This is a genomic window from Streptomyces sp. NPDC002742, assembly GCF_042888885.1.
Taxonomy (GTDB): domain Bacteria; phylum Actinomycetota; class Actinomycetes; order Streptomycetales; family Streptomycetaceae; genus Streptomyces.
Window position 1 is genome coordinate 25,524 of sequence record NZ_JBIAQF010000043.1, and the last position, 23,480, is coordinate 49,003.

Annotated in this window: 27 protein-coding genes and 1 pseudogene; 14 read left to right on the forward strand and 14 right to left on the reverse strand. The window is 70.5% G+C overall.

Annotated features, from left to right (window positions below; all coding sequences use genetic code 11):
• Nucleotides 1-53: 53 nt before the first annotated feature.
• From ACFYW8_RS41785 to ACFYW8_RS41850, 14 genes and pseudogenes are all read right to left on the reverse strand, one after another.
• Nucleotides 54-260, reverse strand: a pseudogene (locus ACFYW8_RS41785) (glycosyltransferase); the annotation flags it as partial.
• Nucleotides 261-367: 107 nt separating this feature from the next.
• On the reverse strand, nt 368-823 hold the full coding sequence (locus ACFYW8_RS41790) for a hypothetical protein (protein ID WP_389091954.1): 456 nt from the start codon (nt 821-823) through the stop codon (nt 368-370).
• A 214-nt stretch (nt 824-1,037) separates the two neighbouring features.
• Complete coding sequence (locus ACFYW8_RS41795; protein WP_389091959.1) at nt 1,038-2,039, reverse strand: hypothetical protein; 1,002 nt, start codon at nt 2,037-2,039, stop codon at nt 1,038-1,040.
• A gap of 86 nt (nt 2,040-2,125) precedes the next feature.
• Entirely contained in the window at nt 2,126-2,680 is a 555-nt protein-coding gene (locus ACFYW8_RS41800) for a hypothetical protein (RefSeq protein ID WP_389091963.1), read from the reverse strand.
• Between the two features lie 249 nt (nt 2,681-2,929).
• Nucleotides 2,930-3,859, reverse strand: coding sequence for a hypothetical protein (locus ACFYW8_RS41805; protein ID WP_389091967.1), 930 nt, complete (start codon nt 3,857-3,859; stop codon nt 2,930-2,932).
• On the reverse strand, nt 3,849-4,019 hold the full coding sequence (locus ACFYW8_RS41810) for a hypothetical protein (RefSeq protein ID WP_389091972.1): 171 nt from the start codon (nt 4,017-4,019) through the stop codon (nt 3,849-3,851). The genes ACFYW8_RS41805 and ACFYW8_RS41810 overlap by 11 nt, the downstream gene beginning before the upstream one ends.
• A 111-nt stretch (nt 4,020-4,130) precedes the next feature.
• Nucleotides 4,131-4,697, reverse strand: coding sequence for a hypothetical protein (locus ACFYW8_RS41815; protein ID WP_389091976.1), 567 nt, complete (start codon nt 4,695-4,697; stop codon nt 4,131-4,133).
• Nucleotides 4,698-4,711: 14 nt separating this feature from the next.
• On the reverse strand, nt 4,712-6,217 hold the full coding sequence (locus ACFYW8_RS41820; protein ID WP_389091982.1) for a VirB4 family type IV secretion system protein: 1,506 nt from the start codon (nt 6,215-6,217) through the stop codon (nt 4,712-4,714).
• 28 nt (nt 6,218-6,245) lie between these two features.
• Complete coding sequence (locus ACFYW8_RS41825) at nt 6,246-6,707, reverse strand: DUF6238 family protein (RefSeq protein ID WP_389091987.1); 462 nt, start codon at nt 6,705-6,707, stop codon at nt 6,246-6,248.
• A 112-nt stretch (nt 6,708-6,819) separates the two neighbouring features.
• Nucleotides 6,820-8,292: an SCO6880 family protein gene (locus ACFYW8_RS41830; RefSeq protein WP_389091992.1), complete on the reverse strand. Its 1,473-nt coding sequence runs from the start codon at nt 8,290-8,292 to the stop codon at nt 6,820-6,822.
• Nucleotides 8,293-8,374: 82 nt separating this feature from the next.
• Complete coding sequence (locus ACFYW8_RS41835; protein WP_389091997.1) at nt 8,375-9,748, reverse strand: ATP-binding protein; 1,374 nt, start codon at nt 9,746-9,748, stop codon at nt 8,375-8,377.
• A gap of 37 nt (nt 9,749-9,785) precedes the next feature.
• On the reverse strand, nt 9,786-10,478 hold the full coding sequence (locus tag ACFYW8_RS41840; RefSeq protein ID WP_389092001.1) for a hypothetical protein: 693 nt from the start codon (nt 10,476-10,478) through the stop codon (nt 9,786-9,788).
• Entirely contained in the window at nt 10,478-10,792 is a 315-nt protein-coding gene (locus tag ACFYW8_RS41845; RefSeq protein WP_389092006.1) for a DUF6112 family protein, read from the reverse strand. The genes ACFYW8_RS41840 and ACFYW8_RS41845 overlap by 1 nt, the downstream gene beginning before the upstream one ends.
• Before the next feature lie 133 nt (nt 10,793-10,925).
• Nucleotides 10,926-12,047, reverse strand: coding sequence for a C40 family peptidase (locus tag ACFYW8_RS41850; RefSeq protein ID WP_389092009.1), 1,122 nt, complete (start codon nt 12,045-12,047; stop codon nt 10,926-10,928).
• Nucleotides 12,048-12,560: 513 nt separating this feature from the next.
• Between ACFYW8_RS41850 and ACFYW8_RS41855 the strand changes: the two genes are divergently transcribed.
• The 14 genes from ACFYW8_RS41855 to ACFYW8_RS41920 all read left to right on the forward strand — a co-directional run bounded on the left by ACFYW8_RS41855 (nt 12,561) and on the right by ACFYW8_RS41920 (nt 23,473).
• Nucleotides 12,561-13,316 (forward strand): DNA-methyltransferase, encoded by a 756-nt coding sequence (locus tag ACFYW8_RS41855; RefSeq protein ID WP_389092012.1) that lies wholly within the window; start codon nt 12,561-12,563, stop codon nt 13,314-13,316.
• Nucleotides 13,317-13,567: 251 nt separating this feature from the next.
• Nucleotides 13,568-14,107: a DUF4913 domain-containing protein gene (locus tag ACFYW8_RS41860; protein ID WP_389092098.1), complete on the forward strand. Its 540-nt coding sequence runs from the start codon at nt 13,568-13,570 to the stop codon at nt 14,105-14,107.
• On the forward strand, nt 14,104-14,589 hold the full coding sequence (locus ACFYW8_RS41865; RefSeq protein ID WP_389092015.1) for a hypothetical protein: 486 nt from the start codon (nt 14,104-14,106) through the stop codon (nt 14,587-14,589). The genes ACFYW8_RS41860 and ACFYW8_RS41865 overlap by 4 nt, the downstream gene beginning before the upstream one ends.
• Nucleotides 14,590-14,856: 267 nt before the next feature.
• Nucleotides 14,857-15,603 (forward strand): hypothetical protein, encoded by a 747-nt coding sequence (locus ACFYW8_RS41870; protein WP_389092018.1) that lies wholly within the window; start codon nt 14,857-14,859, stop codon nt 15,601-15,603.
• 148 nt (nt 15,604-15,751) lie between these two features.
• Nucleotides 15,752-16,063 carry an SH3 domain-containing protein gene (locus ACFYW8_RS41875; RefSeq protein WP_389092022.1) on the forward strand — a complete coding sequence of 104 codons (312 nt, stop codon included), beginning with the start codon at nt 15,752-15,754 and terminating at the stop codon, nt 16,061-16,063.
• Nucleotides 16,064-16,132: 69 nt separating this feature from the next.
• A complete protein-coding gene (locus ACFYW8_RS41880) occupies nt 16,133-16,609 on the forward strand; it encodes a hypothetical protein (protein WP_389092026.1) in 477 nt (158 codons plus the stop codon).
• Complete coding sequence (locus ACFYW8_RS41885; RefSeq protein ID WP_389092031.1) at nt 16,606-17,049, forward strand: hypothetical protein; 444 nt, start codon at nt 16,606-16,608, stop codon at nt 17,047-17,049. Before ACFYW8_RS41880 ends, ACFYW8_RS41885 begins: the two co-directional genes overlap by 4 nt.
• 10 nt (nt 17,050-17,059) lie before the next feature.
• Nucleotides 17,060-17,473: a hypothetical protein gene (locus ACFYW8_RS41890; protein ID WP_389092035.1), complete on the forward strand. Its 414-nt coding sequence runs from the start codon at nt 17,060-17,062 to the stop codon at nt 17,471-17,473.
• A gap of 40 nt (nt 17,474-17,513) precedes the next feature.
• Complete coding sequence (locus tag ACFYW8_RS41895; protein ID WP_389092040.1) at nt 17,514-18,356, forward strand: winged helix-turn-helix transcriptional regulator; 843 nt, start codon at nt 17,514-17,516, stop codon at nt 18,354-18,356.
• A complete protein-coding gene (locus tag ACFYW8_RS41900; protein ID WP_389092046.1) occupies nt 18,353-18,874 on the forward strand; it encodes a regulator in 522 nt (173 codons plus the stop codon). Before ACFYW8_RS41895 ends, ACFYW8_RS41900 begins: the two co-directional genes overlap by 4 nt.
• Nucleotides 18,871-20,094, forward strand: coding sequence for an MFS transporter (locus ACFYW8_RS41905; RefSeq protein WP_389092049.1), 1,224 nt, complete (start codon nt 18,871-18,873; stop codon nt 20,092-20,094). Before ACFYW8_RS41900 ends, ACFYW8_RS41905 begins: the two co-directional genes overlap by 4 nt.
• 387 nt (nt 20,095-20,481) lie before the next feature.
• Nucleotides 20,482-21,708 carry an ATP-grasp domain-containing protein gene (locus tag ACFYW8_RS41910; protein WP_389092103.1) on the forward strand — a complete coding sequence of 409 codons (1,227 nt, stop codon included), beginning with the start codon at nt 20,482-20,484 and terminating at the stop codon, nt 21,706-21,708.
• Nucleotides 21,705-22,850, forward strand: coding sequence for an MFS transporter (locus ACFYW8_RS41915; protein WP_389092054.1), 1,146 nt, complete (start codon nt 21,705-21,707; stop codon nt 22,848-22,850). The genes ACFYW8_RS41910 and ACFYW8_RS41915 overlap by 4 nt, the downstream gene beginning before the upstream one ends.
• Nucleotides 22,847-23,473: an HAD family hydrolase gene (locus tag ACFYW8_RS41920; protein WP_389092058.1), complete on the forward strand. Its 627-nt coding sequence runs from the start codon at nt 22,847-22,849 to the stop codon at nt 23,471-23,473. The genes ACFYW8_RS41915 and ACFYW8_RS41920 overlap by 4 nt, the downstream gene beginning before the upstream one ends.
• The last annotated feature ends 7 nt before the right edge of the window (nt 23,474-23,480 follow it).

The following is a 23,480-nucleotide window of genomic DNA, read 5'->3' on the forward strand; positions in this document are numbered from 1 at the left end:
AGGTCCTCGCGATTGCGCAGGGTGGAGCGCAGGCTGCGGCCGTACTGCCAGGCATCTTCTCGGGTCGCCGTCGCCAGCTGGGTTCGAACGTGGGTGAGGGCCAGATCCCGGGCGCAGGCGGCGCCGACCGGGCGGGGCAGAGCAAGGATGCGGACGCGGGGGTCCTGCGCGAGCGGGGCCGGCAGGCGGTCGGGGGAGGCACCGTCGAGTGCGATCAGGGCCTCCCACGACACGGACTGCCGGGTGAGGCTGGTGTGCATGGCGGTCAGATAGTCGAGCCGGTCTTCGCACAGGCGGCTGGCGATGACGACGGTGATCAGGGGCGTGGTGTGCGGGGGCAGGAGAGGCTCCGGGAAGACGAGGGGGACTAGCGGCGCCTGGCGGGGCGCGAGGTGTCGGCCTTGGCCGGGGGTGCGGCGGGAACGCTCTGGGGCGGCGTGCTGCGCAGTGCCCAGATGACCGGCGCGGGGTGGAGGGAGGACCAGGCTGCAGGGTGGTCGCTGAAGGCGGTGCGGGGGTCGGTGGCCCAGTCCACGACTGGTCCGACGTCCTCGTGGAGGAGGCTGATCACCTCGATTCCCTCTTCGCGAAGGATGTAGCCCCACTGCATGTCCTGCTCGTTGGCGGTCTCGTCGGTGACCGTCATGCGTACCGGCGGGAAGCCGTCCGGGGTGATCAGGCGGTCGAGCGTACGGCTGGGCCAGTGCTCGCCGCCGGTCAGTGCGGCCACGAGCGTGGGCGGGGCATCGTCGAGGAGATCGGTGCCCCGCTCGTCCCAGCCGACGGAGACATCGTCGATGAGGTGCCGGCTGATGGCCTCCACATCGCGTCCGAACCTGTGCTGGTAGGCGGCCAGGAGGAGAGGCAGATGGTGGCTGGGTACGCCGTCGAGCTGGACGTGGATGCCGCTGTATCCCGTGCCGTCGGTGGGGCGGGCAATGAAGGAGCGTGTGGACAGGGAGTTCTCCGGATCGAGTAAGGGGCTGGGGCCGTTCGGCCGCCATCACGGCGGTGTGTGGCGCGTGGGAGGGACGCGTCTACGCAGGGTTTGACCAGGAGGTGACCGGGGGGCCGGAGGCGTCGGTGCGGGCGCAGGTGTAGCCGATCAGGTGAGACGGCCCGGCCTTCGCGGGGACGGTGACGGCGTCGTTGCACACGAACGTGTAAGTGATGGAGATGCGGGGCACGTCGTGGAGCCAGGCCCGGTCGTCCTTGCCGGGGTTGATCTGGAGTCCGGAGTGCGCGACGGCGTCGGTCTGGGTGTGCGTGTGGGAGAAGAGGATCAGCGCGCCGCCGGCGGTGGTCTTGAGGGCGTAGGCGTCTTTGTAGCGGTTGTAGGCGCTGGCGAAGTCGGTGGTTGCCTGGTTGGCGTAGCGGGTGCCGGTCTTGTCGTGGACCTCAATCTGCCGCTTGCTCGCCTTGGTCGGCGCGAAGAGCTTCGTTCCGGTGTTCGTGCCTCCGGTGGCGAAGTTGTCGATCACACCTGTGCGCAGCAGGTCGGCGCCGGCCGCCAGCTGTTTGTTGCCGTTCGAGGCGACGGCCGTCGCGTACCCGTCTCGGTCGAGGGCGATGTCGGGCAGTTTCTGGCTGTCGAGGTCGACGACGGACACCAGCTCCCATCGCTGGTGCTGGGGTCGTTCGGCGAACACCCCCAGACGCGAGGGGGTCTTGCCCTTCTGGTCCGAGAGCGCGGCGGCGAACCAGCGGTCCTGCCCGGCGGCCAGGCGCGGGATGTACAGCTTGGCGTTCGCCAAGTCGTAGGACCACGGCTTGTACGACTTGCGGTCCGCCGCGGAAAGCCCTTCGGTCTCGGTGTAGTCGGAGAGGGACATCGCGTACAGCGGGCCGTCCTCGACCGTGTCGAGCAGGTGCCGGTTACGGTCGGCGTTGGCCTCGTTGTTGATCTTCGAGTAGTGGGTGATGACGTCGCGGGCCTGGGCGGCGCTGAGGCCCGGGGCGGGCTTCGGGGCGGTGCTGGCACTGGGCGTCTGCTGGGCGTGGGCTGTACCGCTGTCGTCAGCGCAGCCGGTGAGGGCCACGGCGAGGACGGCGGCGCCGACGAACAGCGGCAGGGTACGGCGATCGATGCGGATGAAGGCTCCAAGGATCTACGGAAGGGAGCGGATCAGCGTGCATGGCTGGTCGTTGGGGTGGTCTTCGGTGACGCCGGCGGAAGGGCGGCGCTGGTGGTGGGCGCCGAGCGGCGCAGGTTCACGCCGATGCCCTTGGCCGTGAGCTGTTGGATCACGCCGTGGACGCGAAGGGCGCGACCGCTGTCCCCGTATGAGGTGGGCAGGAGGAACGCTGCTTGGTGCGGGTCGTACTGGAAGCCATGGGCGTACAGCGTCATGCGGGCATCGGCAGACACGCTCTTGTACGGCGCGCCGAGGGCTCCGTCGCCGTACAGGGTCAGGGTGAGGACCTGGTCGACCTGCGGCGGGCCGGGCCTGTGCGGGGGGTCGGGCTGGTCCGCCGCGTTGGCGAGCACCTTTTGCAGGGCCTGTTCATAGCGGGGCAGCACCCACCGGGTGACTCGTGCCGCCGCCCGCGCGGGGTCCTTGGGAACGGCGATGCCGTTGGGTTCCTCGACCGCGGCGAAGTGGTGGGGCTTGATGCGCAGGCCGTCTGGGGCGAGCGGAGCGACGACGAACTGGTGCGGGTAGCGGGGCCGGTCGGCCACGTACAGCCGCTGGTCGCCGGGCCCGTGGAGTACGGCGTCGTGGGTGAGGACGTATTGGCTGACGATGTAGTCGACGTAGCCGGTGTCCCAGAGCCGCTCGGTGCGGGGGAATTGGTCCGCATGCTGCGCGTGACGCTGGTACTTGCTGGTCCAAGTGCCGGGCAGACGGGCGGCCAGACCGGCAGCGAAGGCGGACAGGTCGGTGCGGGGTGAGGTCGTGTGTTCCTGGAGGTAGGCGGTGGTCCGGAGTCAGCGCGCGTGCCGCGGCTGTGCCACCGGGAGGACTCGCGGGGGAAGGGACGGCGGACGGTCTGGGGCGGACGTGAGCTGCGGGGCGGGCACGAGCCGGGTTAGTGCCCGCATCCGGTCCTCGGCCACGTGCAGGACCTCCCCGAGGGTGCGGATCTCGGCGGCGGCGTCGGCGAGGTCGTGCGACAGATCGAAGCCGTCGTCCTGCTCGGCTTCCTTGGCCTTCTTCCCGGCCGCCTCGAAGAAGTCGCTGAGTTGTTCCAGCAGGCCGTTGATCGGGTCCAGGATCTGGTGCAGGAGGGCGGCGGCGTCAGCGTGCGACTCGGTTGCGTTGAGCTGGTCGGTCAGCGCACAAAGGGCGTCGCCGTAGACGTAGACGGTGGTGCCGTCCGCGGTGTCGCAGGTGTTCGGGGTCTCGGGTGCGTGAGGCGTTGGCGTCGCGGTGGGCACGAGCACGCTTGCGGTGGGTGAGACGGGACGTGGCAGCAGCCCGAGCTGGGTGAGTCGCTGGTCGATCGCTTCGATCAGGGGCGCGGCGCTGCCGCCGTGACGCGCCTCGGAGCGCTCAGGGACACTCGGGTCGGCAGAGGGTGCCGAGTCGTAGATCACCTCGAACAGTGCCTGGTCGTCGGGGTGCTCACGGGTCGCGATCCAGCCCTCCGGATTTCCGGGCGGGCGCTCGGAGGGGGGCTCCTGTGGCGGGCTGATGATCAGGTAGCTGTCGTCGGGGAGCGCCACGCGCACGATGTAGGAGCTGAGGCCGAACTCGATGTCGCACTCCAGCCCGCGCTCTCGCAGTGGTGTGGTGATGTGCGCGTGGCGGCGCCACAGCTCCTGCCACCACGGGGTGTCCACGTTGCGATGATCGGGGAGCGGTGCGAGCGGAGCCACGCGGCGGGCGTCTGGGGTACTTGTTTCGTCAGCGGCCACGGCTCCTCCTGCGGGAGGCCGACGTGGGGTGCGGCGCTGATGTTTGGTGAGCGGGGTTGGCTTCCTGCTTCGGAACCGGACTGAAATCGAGTTCGGACTGGTCGCAGGTGGCGATCAGGTCGTGTTCCATCTGGGCTTCGCGGTCGGCGGTCTGTGCCATGAGGTCGTCGTGCTCGGCTTGGCACTGTTGGTACGCGGCCCAGTCGGCGTCGCTGAAGTGGGCGGGGCGGTTCAGGGGACTCCTTGAAGGGGTGGGGGCGGCCCAGGCGGGTTAGCGGTGGCGACCACTCGGTCTGGGCGGCGGCACGGGGCTCTCGCTGTGGGAGGGCGCGGGGAAGAAGCGGTGGAAGTCGAGGTGGTCGTCGAGTTCCTTGGCCGCGTCACGGAGGGATTCCGATGTGCGCCGCAGGTAGCCACGGGCCGTGGCGTGGTCGATGACCATGCGGTTCTTGAGGTAGTGCTGGTCGGTTGGGCTGGAGGAGCGCGGCAGGACGAGGGCGGCCTCAGCAGTCTCCGCGAAGTGCGATGCCGCGTGGGCCGACATGGTGCTCGCCGTTGCGAGGCGGGCCAGGGTGGCTCGGCCTGCTCGGTTCGTGCTGTGCGGGCTCGCGGCGAAGTCGCCAGTGAGCTGGACAACGTCGCGGGAGAGGTCCTGTGCGCCGGCGGCGTGCTGGAACAGCTCGGTGGAGGAGGGCTTGGCCGGCACGTCTCCGCTCTCGTCCAACAGCTGCCACTGCTGGGCGCTGTCGGCGAACTTGGCCTTCATCGCGTTGAGCGTGCCGATAAGGCGGAGAGTGTCGTTGCGAGGTATCAGTTCGCGCTGGATATCGAGCGTCATGAGCCCCTTACGGTTCAGTGCATGCGAGCGTCGGTGTCGAAGAGCGCCAGCTCGTGCGCGTGCAGGAGGTGCTGCACGATGAAAGATCGTCCAGCGACCTTCCACAGGCCACGCCCTCGGTTGAGGTGGGCGATGGCGTCCATCTCGACGGAGGTCAGGCCGAGCAGCGAGGCTGCGGCGTGGAGTTGGTCGGTCTCCTGGCGGTAAACGATGCGGGTGGAGCAGTCCGCGAGAAGCCCCTCGGCCAGGGCGCGCCCCTGCGATCCGGCATCGCCGGCGGTGAGCAGGTCACTGAGCCGGTGGATCACCATGAGGTTCGCGATGCCGAGCCCGCGGCTCAGCTTCCACTGGGCCTGCATCCGCTGCAGCAGACCGACGTGTCTCATCAACCGCCACGCTTCGTCGTACACGATCCAGCGCCGGCCGCCGTTCGGGTCACAGAGGGCGGATTCCATCCAGGCACTGGCGCAAGTCATCGCCAGGACGAGGGCGGTGTCGTCGCCGGAGCCGCCGAGCTGGGACAGGTCGATGGTGAGCATCGGCGCGCGGGGATCGAAGGCGACGGTGGAGGGGGCGTCGAACATGCCGGCCAGGTCACCGTGGACGAGGCGACGCATGGCGTGGGCGAGGTCGCGGGCGGCATCGCCGAGTTGGCCCGACATCATCCCGGCGGCCTCGTCGAGCGCGCCTGGGTTGTTGAGGGTGGCGGCGATGTCGCCGAGGAGCGGGGTGCGGCCGGTGTTGACGGCGCGGGTGACGACGCTGTCCAGGGCGATGTCCAGAGCGGTGTGCTCCATGGGCATCAGGTCCCGGCCCAACACGGTCCGGGCCAGCGAGCCGAGCAGGAGCAGGCGCCGTTTGCGGATCTCGCCGACCCAGTCTGCCTCGGAGACGCTCTCCGGGCGCGGGGCCGCGTCCAGCGGGTTCAGCCTGCCGGGAAGTCCTGGGCCGAGGGCGACGGACCGGCCGCCGAGGGCTTCCGCGACCGGTGTCCACTCGCCTTTCGGGTCGCACGGGACGTAGACGCGGTATCCGAAGGCCACCGAACGCAGGGCGAAGCTCTTGGCGAGCGCGCTCTTGCCCTGGCCGATCACTCCGGCGAGCAAGAGGTTCGGGTTGGTGAATCCCTCGACCTTGCCGTACAGCGCGAACGGATCGAAGACGAACGACGCCTCGGCGTGGACGTCGCGCCCGATGTAGATGCCCTCGGCGCCGAGTCCGCCTTCGGCGAGGAACGGATACGCGCCAGCAGCCACGGCCGTGGTCATGCGGTGGGCGGGCAGCTTCAGCCGGTTGTTACGCGCGGACGCGGGACCGGTACGTCCGCTCGGAGGGTAGAGCGCGGCGGGCATCTTGTGCTCGGTGGATGTGCTTTCGGCCTGGTGGGCGCTGGCTTTTGCGCGGGCCGTGGCGGTGGCCTCGGCGAGCTGGCGACGGGCGGCCCTGCGGCTGGCGCGATCGGTGCCGTGGGGAGTGAAGAGCGGGCTGGCGGAGGCGCGGCGGGTGGGCCGGTGGCTCATCCGGGGCCCTCGTTTCTGCGGGTGGTGTTCATCGCACGCAGGCCGTGGTGTGGGCGCGGAGGTCGGTGGGGGTGGTCTTACGCCGGATGATGTGCCCGGCGGCGAGGTGACGCTGGCAGATCGTCAGCACGGGCGGCCCCTCGGGCAGCTGCTCTGGATGGCATGCGCTCGACTCGGCTTCTACTGCGATGTCGCTGGGCAGCAGGTGGAAGGCGGAATGGACCTCGCTGGTGGCCTGCCAGAGGCGGGTGTGCGCGGTGGCGAGGTGGCGGCCGGCGGCGGGATGCGCAGGCCGGGTGTTTTCGGCGAGCCGGTCCATGAGCTGGAGCAGGGAGGTGAGGTGGGCGTGCAGAACGTCAAGGTGCAGGCGGTCCGCCGATCGGGGCGGGTTCGCTTCCGACGGTGCCAGTGCCCGCGTGTGGTGGCGGACTCCGGCGCTCGCGGCGCGGAGGTAGGGGTGAGCGTCGCCCGGACGCGTGCGAGAGGTCAAAGGTGGCTGGTCCTTCCTGCCGGGAGGCAGGGGCGGCGACGGGTGTTTCGTCGCGGATGATCGAAGAACGGTGGGCCAGGGTGCCGGCCGACGGGAACAGCGCGGGCCCGGGTCACAGTGAGGTGCGGGCGAGCGGGAGCGCGGCGAGGGCGAAGGCGTCGGGCTGCTGGTAGTTGAGCCGTCGCAGGTCGACGCCCGAGGTGACGGCATGGGTCTCGATCTGCGCGCAGGCGGCGTCCAGGAGGGCGTCGGTCTCGGCCGTGACGGTGACCAGGCCGGTCAGGGCCACGTCGGCGTGCCCGGCGATGAGCTGGCGCTCGCGTGTCTTGACGTCGGCGTACTCGACGGAATCCTCTTCGGAGTCGACCTGCCCGCGGCGGGCGCGTTCGTTGGCGTCGGCGATGATCGCGGCCTTCTTCCGCTGTACGTCCCGCAGCGCGGACTCGAGTCCCTGCGGCACGTAGATGAGGGAGAGGCTGCGGCGCACGCCGGCCGTGAACATGATCCCGTGCAGGAACCCGGCTCCCATTTCGGTGCGCGGCCAGTTCTCCACCCAGTACGTCGCGTGCCGTGCGCTGTCCGTGGCGAGGCGGTCGTACTCCTCGAACTGGACGACGGGCCCGGCGGCGGCGGGGTCGGCCTCGGCGCGACCGGTCTCGGACCATTGCTGGAGCACGGCGAGTGCCTTGGGGTCGTAGGCGGTGCGGATGACGGCGGCGATCTCCCGCGCGGTCAGCCAGCCCGTGACCATGAGTCCGGCGTTGCGGGCGGCCTGGGCGACGGACGCGGTGGTCTGCTCCATGACGGTGAACGCCCCGGGCAGCCCTCCGCCGGCCTGCGAGATCAGGCGCCGGGCGGCCTTGAGGTCGAGGGAAATGGCGAGGTAGCTCTCGTGCGGGGCTGCGGCAGGCCCTGCGGAGGCGACCAGTTCGGAGTAGATCTGCCCGGCGACCGGGGTCTGGGGCTGCCCGTTCTGGGTCCAGTGGCGGGTGAGAGTGTCGCCGCTGTCGGGGACGGTACGTTCCAGCACCTGCACGGTGGCGATGTTCCCGGTGCGGGCGATGCCCGCCAGGGCCCGTCCCCAGCTGGTGACGTTGTGGTTCTGTGTGGCTGGGTCGAGGAGGGCGAAGGCGCGGGAGGTGACGCGTGCGACGGCGGTCAGGGTCTGCTGGTGCGGGTCGTGCACGGCCGCGGCCTGGTTGGCGGAGTCGCCGGGGGTGACCACCTTGAGGGAGACGGCGGTGCCGGGCAGGTGCAGGACGCCGTCCTGCCGGGGCCGGGTGAGGGGCCGGGCGAGCCAGAGGGTCTGGCCGGTACGGCGGCGGTGTGCGTAGCGGGCGACGATCGGCGCCCAGTCGATGAGAGAACGGCCGTGTCGCCGGATCGCGACGAGCGCACCGGATGCCGCCCACAGCGGTGTCAGGGCGACGGCGCCGAGCAGCCCGGTGGAGATCACCGTCAACAGCAGCAGCGTCAACATGCTGGACACAAGGATGAGTTGGGGCAGGGAGAGACCGAGGAGGATGCCGCGGCGGGACCGGTGTGGGAACTTCACCGTGACCGGGGCGACGGAGAGATCAGTCAAGGGGCGGGTCCTGGAGGCGCGGGTGGAACCCGGGGACGGGAGAGTGCGGAGCACGTCCCGTCCCCGGGAAGCGGGCAGAGGATCAGAGACCGGTCGGCGGCGGGCCAGCCGTTCCGCTGTTCGCGGCGTTCTGCGATCCGGACGGCGGTGCGCCCTGGGGCGGCGGGGTTGTGGTCGGCGCCGTGGACTGCCATCCGCCGCCATGGCCGGACCCGGCATTCGCACTGGAGCTACCCGGTCGCGGGCTGCCGCCCACCTGGCCGCTGGTGTCGTTGGACACGCTCGTCGGCGCGGGCTGAACGGCGGTCTCCAGACCGGACTTGATGGCATCTCCGCCGGGCGAGGCACCCGTGCCACCGCCTTGCACACCTTCCCTTGCACCGCCGTCGCCTCCGCCGGTCGGGTGGGCGGCGATGTCGCCGGGAAATCCGCCCCCGCCACCGGCGTCGGGACCCTGCGGGGCGGCGCCCGCTCCCGCTGCCGCGCCACCGGTTCCGGCGGTGGCCGCAGCCGCGGCGGCCTTACGCGCTGCCTTCTCAGCATGGGCCTTGGCGATCTGCGCTCCGGCGCCGCCGGCCCGGTGGATGGACTCGCCGTCAGTGCCGTCGGCTGCCCAGTGCACGAACTTGAAGACGGCGTACGGGCAGAGCAGCACCAGGACCATGATCACGATGCCGGACATGACGTCGGCCAGAGCGGCGATGCCGTCCTTGGCCTCGGTCTTGCCCATGGCGGCGATGCCGAGTACGAAGATCACGGTCATCAGGAGCTTGGAGACGACGAGGGTGGCGGTGGCCTCGATCCACCCCTTGCGCCAGCGTCTGGCGACCTCCCAGCCGCCGCCGGCGGACGCGAACACGGCCAGCGTGACCATGACGAGGATGCCGACCTTGCGGACCATCATGACGCACCAGTAGAGGAAGGCGCCGATGGCGGCGCCGAGGCCGGCGACGACCGGGACGAGCCAGCCCAGTCCGGAAAGTGACCCGATCTGATTGACTTTCACGATGCGGCGTACGGCCGACTCGATGTTCAGGTGCGCCGTCTTGAACAGGCCGTCGGAGACGGCGTCGACCACCTCGACGGCGACCGTGGTGAAGGCGATGGCGCAGAAGGCGAACAGGACGCCGCTCATGGTGCCGGTGAACGCCTGTGCCAGGGCTTGTCCGTCGCGTCTGACGGCAGCCCGGACCAGCTGCGCGCAGAACGTCGCGACCAGCATGGTCAGGCCCAACGGCAACAGCATCTCGTAGTTGTCGACGAACCATGCGGCGTTCAGGTCGACCTTCGTGGTGGTGTCGACCGCCTCGGCAGCCAAGTCGGCTGCGGCGGCTGCCAGTTCACCTGCGGACTTCGCCATCCAGTCACCGATGGCCTTGCCGGGGTCCGAGGCGAAATCCACCGCGTCACCGACCGCACACAGTTTGTCGGCCAGGGGGTAATCACAGAAACCCACGGGGGAGTTACTTCTCCAATCTTGGGCCAGGCGCGGGTCACTGCGTGACGCTCGGAGCGATGGCGGCCAGAGTGCAGTCGTGGTCGGGACGGCACTGCACGGCGAGGGTCACCGCGCGTTCCTCGGCTCCGACACCGCCCTTCTTCCAGACGATCTGCTGCTTGCCGTTGACGGTGACGACGTAGATGTACGCCTCGGTGATCGCGGACGGGTCGTCGGCCAAGGCCGCCTTGAAAGCCGAGGGGTAGTGGCCCTCGGCGACGTCGGCACTGGCGTGCTGGTCCTGGTCGGCCATCCGCGACCACAGCACCGGATCGGGAACCTGGCCGGAGACGGAGGCCCAGTCGGCGTACCTGGTCTCGCTGGTCATCCAGGCCCGCATGCCGGCGAGCTGCTGGTCGCGGCTGGTGTCGCGGGTGTCGTAGGACCACAGCATCTGGGCCGCCGCCTTGGCGTAGGCGACCGGCTCGGCGATCTGCGGCGGCTTGGGAACCGACCCCGATCCGGTGGCGGACTCCGGCGCAGCCTCGGAGGAGGACGGGCTGTGCGCCGGAGCTGACGCGGCGCTGTCCGGGGCCTGCTGGCTACTTCCGCCGCCGGACAGCAAGGCGACGACGCTGGCGCTGGCGAGCAGGGCGGCGACGACCAGAGCGACGATCGCGATGCGCCGGTTGGCCGACCAGCCCATGCCGTACGAGGACAGCGAGAAGGAGGGGAATCCTGTCCGCATCAGTGGACCTGCGACCCGAGGGCCGAGAAGAAGCTCACGATGCCGTTGGCGGCACCGAGGCCGAGGGCGGCGCCCGCGGCGACGACGGCGCCCTTCTTGCCATTGGCCTCGGCCTGGTGGCCACCGGTGTGGTGGCCCCAGGCCCATACGGCGAGCGAGACGGCGAGGGCGCCGACGACGGCGATGATCCCGAACATGTTGATCGAGTTGACGACGTTCTTCAGCACGGCGAGGCCGGGCAGGCCGCCGCCCTTGGGCGAGATTCCTGGGTCGTAGGCGAGCTGGATGACGCGGTCTGCGAGGGGGAGGGGCATGGGTGTGGCGGGGCTCCTTGCATACGCGGGCCAGGCGAAGGCCGACGGGAAGGGGAAAGCGGAGGGGAGGTGTGCTCGGGGCGCGGAAGGTGGCCGCGGCGGCCCGCCCGGAGCGGTGCTGGGCGGGGGGGCGTCAGAGGACGCGGCGGGCGGCGAGGATGGCCCAGTCCTTGATCGGGGTGATCCGGACCGGCTTGGTGGTGCGTGGCGCCTCGATGACGAGGCCCTCGCCCATGTACATGCCGACGTGCTCGGGACGGGCGGCGCTGCCGCGGCTGAAGATCAGGTCACCGGGCTGGAGTTGGCCGGGTGAGGCCGCCTTGCCTTCGTTGACCTGCGTGTACGTGGTGCGGGTGAGGGTGACGCCAGCGTGCGCGTATGCCTGCTGCATCAGGCTGGAGCAGTCGCAGCGGCCCATGGGGTCGGGGCCGTGCGCGTTGGTGCAGGATCCGCCCCACTGGTAGAGCGTGCCGAGCTGGTGCATCGCCCATTCGATGGCCTTGCGTGCCTTCGGGTCGGCGTCCTTGGGGATCGTATATCCCTTCGGGACGCTCCCTTCGGGGATGCGGCCGAAGCCGGAGCCGTCCTGAGTGCAGGTGCCGGTCACGGACGGCCTGTCCTGGTCCGGATCTTTGCCGTCCGGGTTGTTGCCGTTGCCGGGGAAGGTCTTGGCGATGGCTTCCTGTAGCGCGGTGGCCAGGTTCTCCCACTGCGCGTACGCGTCCGGCAGCCCGGACTTCTGGACGGCCTGCGCGGCCTGGGTGACGGTCATCTGCTGCCAGCCGTTCACCTTGAGCAGGTGCTTGTAGAACTGCTCGGAGGCGTAGACCGGATCAAGGATCTGCTGGGCGCTGCCCCATCCCTGCGAGGGACGTTGCTGGAACAAGCCGAGGGAGTCGCGGTCTCCGGAGCTGAGGTTGCGTAGCCGGCTCTCCTGCATCGCCGTAGCGAGCGCGGTGATCTGGCCCTTCTTGGGGACGTCGAGGCTGATGCCCGTGGCCATGATCGTCTGGGCGTTGGGGACCTGCTCGGCGGGCAGGTCCAGGCCCTCGATGTGGACGTTCTTGCCAGAGGCGCCGTCGAGAATCTTGGTGACCTGCTCGGCGACTTTGTCCGTGTCGATGTCGGTCAGGCAGGTGTTGAAGGAGCTGCTGGTCTTCACGGCTTCGGCGGAGGAGGCCAGCATCATGCCGGTGCCGGCGATCAGGATCGGGGAAAGGAAGACGACGCCGATGCCGGCGGCGAGCGCCTTCAACCGGAGCGGATCGCTCGCGGGTCGGCGAATTCGGGCAGCGGTGGGTAGCGAGACGTCATGGACGTGTCCTTCGGGATGCGGTGTCCGGCGTGCCGGGTGCGCGAGGCGGGGTGGAAGGGTGCGGCGGCCGGGGTGGGCGATCGGAACGGGCCGGCGTGGGCGAGTTGCCGCTCGCTCCGCGTGGCCGGACCGTGGGCTAGATGTGCCGGGACAAGAGGAAACCTCCGGAGGCGTGGCGGGGAGTAGGCGACGGCGGTGTGCGCCGGGCGGTTCAAAAACAGTAGGCGCGGATGGGCGGTTGACCAAAAAGTCGGCGTGAGGTGCCGGAATTCGGCACCTTGGCAACGCACTTCTTGGTCGTCGGCGGATTCGCCTCTACAGTTTTTGGACTCCCCTCGCCCTCCTCGGTCCGTGGCCCCGGGTTTTGGCCCGCCCGAATTTCGGCGCCCGAGGGCTCCTGTGCGAGACGGGTATTTCCCTCTACGCTTCCACACTCGAATTGGGGTTTCCTCTTTGCCTTTTTCCCTGCACCAGGGTGACGCACTCAGCGTTCTCGCCGGCCTGCCGGACGACTGCGTCGACTCCGTCATCACCGACCCGCCGTACAACTCCGGTGGGAGGACCGCGAAAGAGCGCACCACCCGGTCCGCGAAGCAGAAGTACACCTCCGCCGACGCCCAGCACGCCCTGCCGGACTTCACCGGCGAGAACATGGACCAGCGCAGCTACGGGTTCTGGCTGACGCAGATCATGACCGAAGCCCACCGCCTGACCCGTAGTGGCGGCACCGCGATGCTGTTCACCGACTGGCGCCAGCTCCCCGTCACGACCGACGCGATCCAGGCGGCCGGGTGGCTGTGGCGCGGAGTGCTGGCCTGGCACAAGCCTCAGGCCAGGCCGCAGAAGGGCCGGTTCACCCAGAACTGCGAGTTCATCGTTTGGGCGTCGAAGGGGGCGATCGACGGCTCCAGCAATCCCGTCTACCTGCCCGGCCTCTACAGTGCCTCGCAGCCCTCGGGGGCGAAGCGCCAGCACATCACGCAGAAGCCCGTCGAGGTGATGCGCGAGCTGGTCAAGATCAGCCCCGAGGGTGGCACGGTGCTCGACTTCTGTGCCGGCTCCGGCTCCACGGGCGTCGCCGCCCTGCTGGAAGGCAGGGACTTCATCGGCGTGGAGAAGACACCGCACTACGCGTCGGTCGCGGCCGACCGGCTCGCGGAGACGATCCGCGAAACCCTCACCCAGGACGACGTGACACTCACCGTCTGAGCCGCGACGGCGCCTGACGTTACGGTGATCGGCACCCGCTTGGGGCCCTTGACGGTATTGCGCTGGAGCGTGCGCGTATCCGGCCGGCCGGTCCGTGTGCCGCCGCTTCCGCTTTCCTCTCATTCCGCGTCTCGTAGGAGGCACTACCTTTTATGCCCGAATCCAAAGAACCCGCGGACGGCGCCGAGTTGGAACCGGTTCGCATTCCGGACCCGCAGCTGGAGGGAATCGAGGCGAGCGTCCGACGACTCATGGAGCAGTCAGCACAGCAGGCCCAGCACCTCGACCATCTCGCCTCCGCACCCATGCCGGGCGCATCGCCGTTCGCCGCGTTCGGAATGCCGGGGCGCGGCGGGCCGTCTCCGACCGCGCCGCCGGAGCCCCGCCCGATCCTGGAACTGGACGGAGAGGAGCGCGAGGACGAACTCGACGCGCTGTCGGACTGGGTCGACGACTTCTTCCTCCCGGTCTACGGGGCGGAGGTCACCACCGCGGCCCCCTGGTGCCTGCAGTGGCAGGAGCACGACGACGTCGTGGCCTGGCTGCACGCTCTGTGGCTCGCTTACCAGCAGCACAAGGACCCTGAGGCCGGGCTCTCAGGCCTGTTCGTGTGGCACCGGGACTTCCTCACCCATGCCGTGGCGGCGATCCGCGCACCGGGCGGCCCGCTGTCGGCCTGCATGACCTCTCCCGATCGGCCCGCGCACCGGCTCCTGCCCGGTCCGCCGCCATCCGTGCGCACAGAGCCGGCGACCACCGGGCCCGCTGAGCCGGACGAGCCGACGTCATGAACGCGGGACAGGCAGAGCCCGCCTTCGGCCTGAGCTTCGACCCCCGTGCCCTGACCGATCTCCTCCAAGCACCGAGCGACATCCGCGACCTCACTCTCGCCTACCTGCAGGAAGTCGTGAACGCACAGCGCTTCGGGCTCCGTCTGGACGGTGACCTGGAGGGCTATCGCAAGCTGTTCGTGGACTCGCGCAAGGACTGGCGCATCGTCTACGGCGTCCGTCCGGCGCCCGCCGAGTCCGCGCACCAGAGGGAGATTCACGTCGTCGCGGTCCGGCCGCGTGCGGGCAACGACGTCTACGACGAGGTCGGGCGCCGCCTGGGGATGACACACCGGCCGCTGAGCGCCCGCACCCACGCGGCACGCTCCGGCTCCCCGCAGCTGACCACGCACGGTCGTGTACCGCGGCCCGTCCCGCCGCCCGCCACGCTGCCGGGCCTGCCCCGTCCCGCGCAGAACCCCGCGCACCGTCACACCCGTTGAACGCACAGCGTCCCGCCGTGACCGCCGCCTCGGGCACCCGCATCCCTCACACCGACCTGCAGAAGCCGGAAGCGCCCGGCCTGGTCGCCCGGGATACCGGCCACCCCGTACACGCCGGCCAGCTCGTCGCACTGACCGACCCCGGACGTGCCGCGCTGTCGGCCATCGGCCGACAGCCCGCCACGACCCCGGTAGCGAAGTCGCCAGCTAGGCCCGGGGCTTGGGCGTCCACGCCCGTACCCCGGCGCTGATCTCCCCGAAAGGTCCTTGTTGTCCCCCACCGAACCGGCGCCGACCCGGCAGACCATCCTCCAAGTCGATTTCGGACTGGACGACTTCGACGCCGACGAACAGGTCTGCCTTGACTTCTACCGTCAGATCGCCGTCTCCGAGGACATGCTCGTCCCCCTCGCCGAACACCACACAACCAACGGCGCGCACAGCTACTACGTCCTGCTCGACCGCACCGCCACCTGGGGACACCCCGGGATGCCGCACATGGTCGCCGTACACCTTCAACGGGACCGGGAGAGAAGGACGTTCAGCTTCGAGCACGCCCCGCTGCCGCTGCCGGCGATGGCACAGTCCTGGCTGATCCATCGAGGCTGCCCGCCCGACGCGATCGGACTGAACCCCGAGCTGGATTCACCACCGGCGGACGAAGCGACGCGGGCGCTGGAGCAACGCCTCACAGCCGACGGCGACCACTACGCCATGGGCTACTCCTACACCCGAGACGACCCGGACGACATGGTCACCGTCGTGGTCCTGCGCGCCCTGGATGAGCGAGCCCCCTCTCCGTTCCGCGTGGTGATCGAGGAGATCGACACCAAAGCGTGGACCCACACCCTGCGCGAGGGCGGCTTCGCCACGGCCGAGGAGGCCCTGCAATGGTGCGACGACCGGCTCACCGGCGAGGCCGGCCCCCTTCCGCCGGTCCGCCCGGCCGCGTCAGCCAAGTTGGCCGCACTGCCGAAGGCCCCTGTTCCCCGCCCGCCCGGCCGCGCACGCTAACCACCAGAGCCGACTGGCGCGCCGGAACATAGCCGACGATCGCCGGTTAGCCAAACCGCCAATTCCCCGGACTCTTATACAGCCGCCGGGACAACTCCCGCAGCGCCATTCCACGCAACTCCCATGCCTTCACGGAGGGTTCTTCCGCATGCGCTCCACCCGAATCGCCATCTCCACGGCGATGCTCGGCGCGCTCGCTCTGCCGGTACTGTTCGCCACCGCCGCCAGCGCGGCCACCACTGTGACCGCCGCCTCGGCCGGCAGCTGCTCGTCCCTGCCGCCGCTGCCGTACGAGGTGCACGCCAAGGCCGTGACCATCCGGTCCAAGGCCACCACGAAGTCCACCGCGCTCGGCGTGCTCTACCGCGACCACGGGGCTGGGTCTTGGCGAAGTACGTCTACCGACACTCCCGCATGTGCCTGGGCTGACAGGCACATAGCAGGTGTCCGTAAGCGATGAGCCGCCGGGCACAGACGCCCGTTCGTATGCGTCCCGAAGCATCGGCCCTTCCCGAAAGGAGATTCCCCCTTGTCCGACGGCACATCCGATGGCACTGAGGATGTCGTGGGCGTTCTCACCGAACGGATCGAAGCCCACTTCGATATGGGCATAACCCAGTTGAAGGCCGCAGTCGCCACCGCGCCGACGGCGAACCCTGACGCCACGGATGTCATCAGGTGGCACGGCCTCCTCGTCGAGGCCCAGTCGGTGCTTGACCGCGCGGAGGACGACCTCCTTGCCGCGCTGGACACCCAGCCCAGCGAGGTCGACGACCCGACGATGGGCCTCGCGCACCGCGTGAACGCGGCCGTCACCGCCCGCGACGGCCGGGCCCTGGTGGTGCGGTGGCTCCTCGCCCCGGACGCTCCGGGTAAGAAGGACCTCGCCGCCGAACGGCTGGCCCGCCTTCGCCCGCGAACTGGCCCTGCGGTGCAGACCAGCGCTCCCCACCGGCCTGCGGGTACGCTCGCGCCGGCGTCGCGGGTGGGAAGGGCCGCCCGATGAGCCGGGACAAGGCCAGCAGCATGGACGGCGACTTGCAGAAGGTCTTTGGGAGCCCGGTGCCCGAGCTGTACGAGGCGGCTGTCGGCGACGATGCCTTGCCCGCCCTCGTCCGTGCCCTGGAGCTCCGTTCTTTCCTGGCTTTGACCGAGGAGCAGGTAGCCCGCGTCCGTGACCGCGTGCACGCGGACATGGATCCGGACCGTGACATGGGCGAGCTGTCGGCGAACCAGCTCCGCTTCGACGCGCAGTGGCTGGACGCGGCGCTGGACGCCCGCGACGGCTACCGCGCAGCCCTCGGCGAGCTGCTGCGCACCATGCCTGCGCCCGACCAGCGGGCCAGACCCGTCCGCACGACGCAACTCAGGGCCACCGCAACCCTGTCCCCGTCCGCCGCCCCGGCACCCCAGCGTGCCGGGGCAGCCCAGGTCCGCCGACCCTGAAAGCTCCCGCTTGACTCTCCTCACGTCTACCGAGACAGCCGGACGGATCGAGGACCTGTACGGCGCGCCGCTCGCCGACCTCGAAGCCCACGCGCAGGACCAGCCGCCCGGCATGCTCTCCGCTCTACTCGGCATGCACGACGATCTCGTCCTCGCCGAGCGCAGCATCGACTTCCACCGCGACCACCTCGCCCGGCTCATCCACCCCGAACGGCACATCGGCCGGCACGAGGTCTCCCACCTCCTCGACGGCGCCCGTCGGCTCGCCGAAGCAGTCGCCGTACGCGACGTACAGGCCAAGTCGCTCACCGCCGTCCTGCAGAGCCTCACCCGTATCCCGGCCCAGGCGCCGTCCCCGCTGGCTCCCTCGCTGCCCGTTCCGGCTCCGCACTGTCCGTCCCAGAGCACGGCCCACAGCCGCTGATCCGCGGGCGATTTCCCTTACGCACCCAGGAGTTCCTTCCTTGGCCATTACCGCTCTGCCTCCTGACACTGACGCCGATGTCGCCCGGGTCACCGAGGCCCTCGCCATGATCACCCCGCGCTGGAACGTGCGGATCCTGTTGGCGCTCTCCGGGCCGCCGCTGCGCTACACCGAGTTGGCGGACAAGGTGTCCTGGCTGCAGAACGGCCAGCTCCACCCCAAGCTGCAGTCGCTGTGCGACGCCGGTCTCGTCGAGCGCACCGAACACACCGCACGGCATGTGACCTACGGCCACACCGAGCGTGGCGTGGCCCTGCTGCCGGTCCTGCCGGTGATCGTCACCTGGGCCGAGGCGCATCTGGAGACCGCGGAGCATCCGCTGCCGGCGATCGAGCAGATCGAGGACAGCCTGACCCTGCTCACCCGGCGCCATGCCGCCGCCATCTTGTGGGTGCTCAAGTCCCGCGAGGAGGTCAGCGGGCGGGCCCTTGCCCGGATCGTGATGCCCAGCAGCGACTGGACCAACATCTACCCGCCGCTGCGGCAGCTCGTCGCCGACGGCCTGGTAGACACCGAGGGCATCGGCCAGCCCTACCGGCTGTCCGCGGCGGGCGACGGCCTGGCCCCGATTCTCGGTGCCCTGTCCGCGTGGTCCGCCGGGCAGCCCCTCAACCGGGCGGCCGAACATCCGCTCTGGGGGCACCCGCAGGCGAAGCCGACGCCGAGGCCGTGGGTCAGCAACGAGTCCCGGCCGACTCCCGCGCCGCTCCCGCAGGCACGGACGGGTGAGTCCTCTCAGGCGTGGCACAACCGCGACCTCTTCTCCCACGCCACGACCGCCCGCCCGAAGGCGGCACTTCAGGCAGGAGGCCCGCACCGATGACCACCCTCTCCACCCCTGCCGAAGTACGCAACGCTGTCGAGCTGCTGGCCTCGCACTCCCTTATCCGCTTGGTCACCGAGATCGACGACAACGGGGCGATACCGCCGCGACGGCTGGCCGCTATCCTCCCGGACCTCTCCTCGCACCAACTGCGCCGCGCCATCGAAGAAGCCCACGCACACGGTCTCGTCCGCACCGTGCCCGGCGCCGGTCTGGAACTCAGCGAGTCCGGCACGGAGTTGGCCGACCTGTACGACGCGGCTGCTCGCTGGGCCCGACGCCACGGCTACCCGGCACAGGTCTGCGAGTTCAGCAGCCGCATCCGACACGCCCTCGACCTCCTAGCGCCTTCGCTCGCTACCGAGCACGCCGACGGCGTCCCCCGTCCGAACGCTGCGGACCACCTGCCCAGCACCGAGGCCGAGGCGGACCTTGCCCGTCCCCGCGCTCTCCTGATCCAGTGGCTGACCGGCAACCCGCAGGTCACTGTGGTGCCTGAGCCCGAGCCGGTCGCGTGAGCACGGCGGTCACACGCCGGCACGCACGCCACACCGGCGAGCTGCTGCGCAGCATCTACCTGCCGCGCGCGGCGGACGCCCTCGCGTTCGCCATGTCCACCTACGGCATCCCGCTTCTGGTCCTGGCCACCACACGCTCCGCAGCGCTGACAGGCGCGGCGTTCGCCATGGAATGGGTGCCCCGTCTGGCAGCGTTCGGATGGGCCGGCACGATCGTCGACCGGCGCGGGGCAGTGCACGTCTTCCACCTTGCATCCCTGGGACGCGCGCTGGCCCTCGCCGTCGGCGCGATCCTTCTCCACCTCCACCCGTCCGGCACCGTAGCGATCACGACCGTGATGACGCTCGCGGCGACCACCGGCGTGCTCACCCAATTCAGCTACATCGCGGCCGAGACCGCGGGCGCCGCCGCCGGCCGCCGAGCAGGAGGGCGGGCTCACCGCGTCCAGGCCGTCCTGCTCGGCATCGACCAGACTGCGATCCTTGCCGGACCGGCGCTCGCCGGAGTGCTCCTGCTCGCCGGCCCGCCGCCGATGCTCGCGGTGATCACCGTGCTCTCGCTTCTCGCCGCGGTGCTCGCACTGCGCACACCACCCTCGCCCGTCGCCCCGGCCCACACGCCGAACGCGCAGGTCGGTGCTGGGTGGCGCACCATCCGCACTCTGCCTGCGCTCGGCTGGCTCGTGACCGGGTTGGCCCTGTCCAACCTGGCCACCGGACTCCTTCAAGCAGCCGGCCCCGTGATCGTCGTCCAGCACTTCGGGCAGTCCACCACCGCCGTCGGCCTGGTCTGGTCCGCAGCCGCCGGTGCGACGCTCCTCAGCGTCACCCTCTGCCGGTTCGCGATCGACCGCCTGGGCCTGTGGCCGGTCGGCGCCGCCTGCGCGGCCCTCGCCTCGCTCGCCTGTCTCGCTGTCGCCCAGGCACCGGACTACCTGTCCTACCTGGTCCTCGTCGCGGTCCTCATGGCGGCAGACGGCGGCATGACGGTCGTGTTGCGCACGCTGCGCTCCCGCCTGATCCCGCCGGAGAAGTTCGGCAGCACCCTGTCGGCGACCATCCTCATCCTCCTGCTGCCCTTCCCCGTCGCCGGTGTACTGACCGCGCTGACCCCGCCCGACGCGATGGGCCATGTCATCACTGCCTGCGCCGTCCTGCAAGCCCTCGGCCTGCTCCTCGCCTTCACCCGCCTGCGCACCGACCCCGCCCTGCGCACGTGACCCGTCCAGCACCCCAGCCTGTGGATCACTCCAGGCCCCTTGCCTGCCCCGGGGCGAGCCGGGAGAGCGGTCGCACCACCACCGAGTGCTTCCACGCCGTAGACGTACACAACCCGCACGTTTACCGCGCCCTGGAACGCATGGCCGCCCGCAGCCTGGCGACCGGTATCTCGCGCCGCCTGACGGTCCCCGCTCCCGGCCACCGATCGCCCCGTTCGACAGCGAGGTCCCACCGAGCCGCAGACCACGCGTCGACTGCTCGCCGAGCGCCCGCAGTGGCCCTCCACCACCGGGGACGCCGCCGACACAACCCCCGCACCCCCACCCATCCCGAGGAGATTCCTCTTGTCCGACCGTCCTGTCGTTCTGGTCGTCGCCGCAGCTGACATGGAGGCCGAGGCATACCGCAGGTATTGCCTTCAGTCCGTGGCCGCCGCGTATGACGTTGTCCTGATTACCAGCGAAGAGTCCTCGTGGGAGGTGCCCTACCTGCGGGACTGCGTGGTCGTGTCCGACCCGACCGATCAGGCGGCGCTGTCCGCCGCCGGCCGGACTCTGGCCGACCGCTACGACCTGGCCGGGGTGTTCACCTGGACCGAGTGGTACCTCGTCCCGGTCGCCCGCCTTGCCCGCCAGCTCGGTCTGCCCGCCAACGCCCCGGAAGCCATGCAGGCATGCCGCAACAAGGCCACGTCCCGGGTGTTGTTCGCACGGCACGGGGTGCCGTCGGCTGCCTCGGTGAGCGTGCGCAACCTGGCCGAGGCCGGGGCAGCGGCCCGGCAGATCGGTTACCCGGTCGTGCTGAAGCCCGCCGCGCACGCGGCCAGTATCGGCGTGATCCGCGCCAACACCCCCGAACAGCTCGCCACTGCCTTCAGGTTCGCCGACCAGGCGGCCGGGCTCGGGCGGGAGTCCACCAGCGTGCTGGTGGAGGAGTATCTCGACGGACCCGAGGTGTCGGTCGAGTGCGTCACCTACCGCGGCGAGACCACCGTGGTCGCGGTCACCCGCAAGACGGTCAGCGCTCCGCCGTACTTCGAGGAACTGGCCCACTGCGTGGACGCCGCCGACCCGCTGCTCGATGTCGTCACCCCCGTGGCATCGGCCGCGATCCGCGCCGTAGGGATCACCAACGGAATCTGCCATGTCGAAATGCGGCTGGTCGACGGCCGACCGCGGCTCGTCGAGGTCAACGGCCGGATCGCCGGCGACATGATCGGCCACCTCGTCCAGCTCGCCACGGGCATCGACCTGCCGCGCGCCGCCGCCGACATCGCCTGCGACCGTGCCCCCGACCTCACCCCGACCCGGTCCTCCGCCGCCGCGATCCAGCTGATGTACCCGGATACCTCCGGCACCCTGCACCGCCTCGAGTCCGACGGCGTCAACCCGGGCTGGCTGGAGCGCGTGCACTTCCAGCACCAGGTCGGCGACCAACTGCTTCTCCCAGCTGACGGCGGCAACATGTGGACCGCGCGGATCGGCTACCTGATCACCACCGCGCCTACGGCAGCACTTGCCCAGGCGCGCGCCGAGCAGGCTGTCCGCCGCATCCAGATCGACGTCGCACCCGGTACGGCCGACGAGCCTGTTGCGGCTGGGCTCCTCGCATGAGCCCCGATGTTTCCGTCCGCCGCAGCCGTGCCCTGCTGACGGGTTATTTCCTCGGCCTGGGCGTGATGATGGCTGTCTGGGGCGCCCGGATGCCGGCCGTCCAGCACGCCGCCCACCTCACAACCGGCAGCCTGTCTCTCGTCCTGCTCGCCGCCGCCCTCGGCATGGTCGCCGGACTGCAGGCCGGCGGCCGACTCGCCCGCCCCGAGCGACTCCCTTTGCTCCTGATCGTCGGAGCTGTCGCACTGGCGGCAGCCCTCGCCCTACTGGGGCAGTGCCGGACGCTGGCTTCGCTGCTCGCGGCGGCGCTGGCCTTCGGCGCCGCGCACGGTGTGCTGGATGTCGCCGCCAACACTGCAGCGGTCCGCTGCCAGAACGCTTATGGCCGACCAGTCATGTCCTCCCTGCACGCCGCGTACTCGATCGGCGCGCTGGGCGGCGCCGCCCTGGCCGCCGCCACTGCGAGCAAAGCCCACAGCACTCTGTTCCTTGCGGTCGGCGTCGCGCTGACGGCGAGCGTGCTCGTGGCCGGGCCGCGCACCCTCGCCCTGAGCGGCGTCGACCAACCCGCGACCTCCGGCCCCCAGGGGGCCGGCCGGGGCCGGGCGGCGGGGAGAGTGTGGCTGCTCGGTGCGCTGGCGGCTGCGAGCCTGCTGGGGGAGGGTGCGGCAGCCGACTGGGCCGCCGTGCACGTACATGCCCTGCACGCCAGCTCGGCTGTCGCCGCCAGCGCGTTCGCCCTCTACAGCGCAGGCATGGCGATCGGCCGGCTGACCGGTGACCGGCTCACCACCCGCCTCGGTGCCCCTGCCGTAATCCGTACCGGCGCGGTGCTCGCCGCCGCCGGACTGACCACCGGCGTCCTGGCCGACAACGTGCCGGCAGCGCTGGCCGGCTGGGCGGTCTTCGGGCTCGGCCTGTCCGGCGCCGTCCCTTCCCTGATCACCGCCGCCGGGAGACACGGCCCGAGGGCCGTCGCCACGGTTTCCGTCACCGGCTACCTCGGCCTGCTCGCCGGCCCAGCCGTCATCGGCGCCCTCGCCAGCGCCACCACCCTGCCCACGGCACTGCTGCTGCCCGTCCTCCTCGCAGCCGCCCTCGCCGCCCTCACCCCTCGCGCCCTGGAGAACACCACCCCTTGACCCGCCGCCCCACCAGCCCCGATGCCGTCATCCTCGACTACAACGGCGTCATCGGACTGCAGCCCACCCGCGCCCACTGGCTTCGACTGGCCCGCACTGCCTCCTGGCCCGAAGACGATCTCGCAGGCTTCCGGCGCGCCTTCTGGAACGCCCGCGACCTCTACGACGCCGGACAGCTCAGCGACCTGGCGTACTGGGCCCGCGTCCTCGGCGCCCACCCCGGCTCCCGCCTGCTGCGCGAACTCCTCGCCGCGGACACAGCCATGTGGACCGAGACTGACAAGAGCGTCCTGGCCGTCCTACGCCGCGCTCACGGAACCCGACTGCCGATGGTGCTGTTGTCCAACGCACCGGCCCACCTCAGTACCGTGCTCGACACCCACGAGTGGCGCCGCATGATGACCCAAGCGCTGTACTCAGCCCGACTTGAAGTGTGCAAGCCAGACCCGGCCGCCTACCACTACGCGCTGCAGGTCACCGGGGTCCGCGATCCACGACGCGTTCTGTTCGTGGACGACCGTGCCGACAACTGCCAGGCCGCTGCCCGCTTGGGCCTGCGGACGCTGCACTACACCGGCTCCAGCGATGCCCTCCAAGAAGCCCTGCTGCCGCCTGCTGCCTGACCCGTCC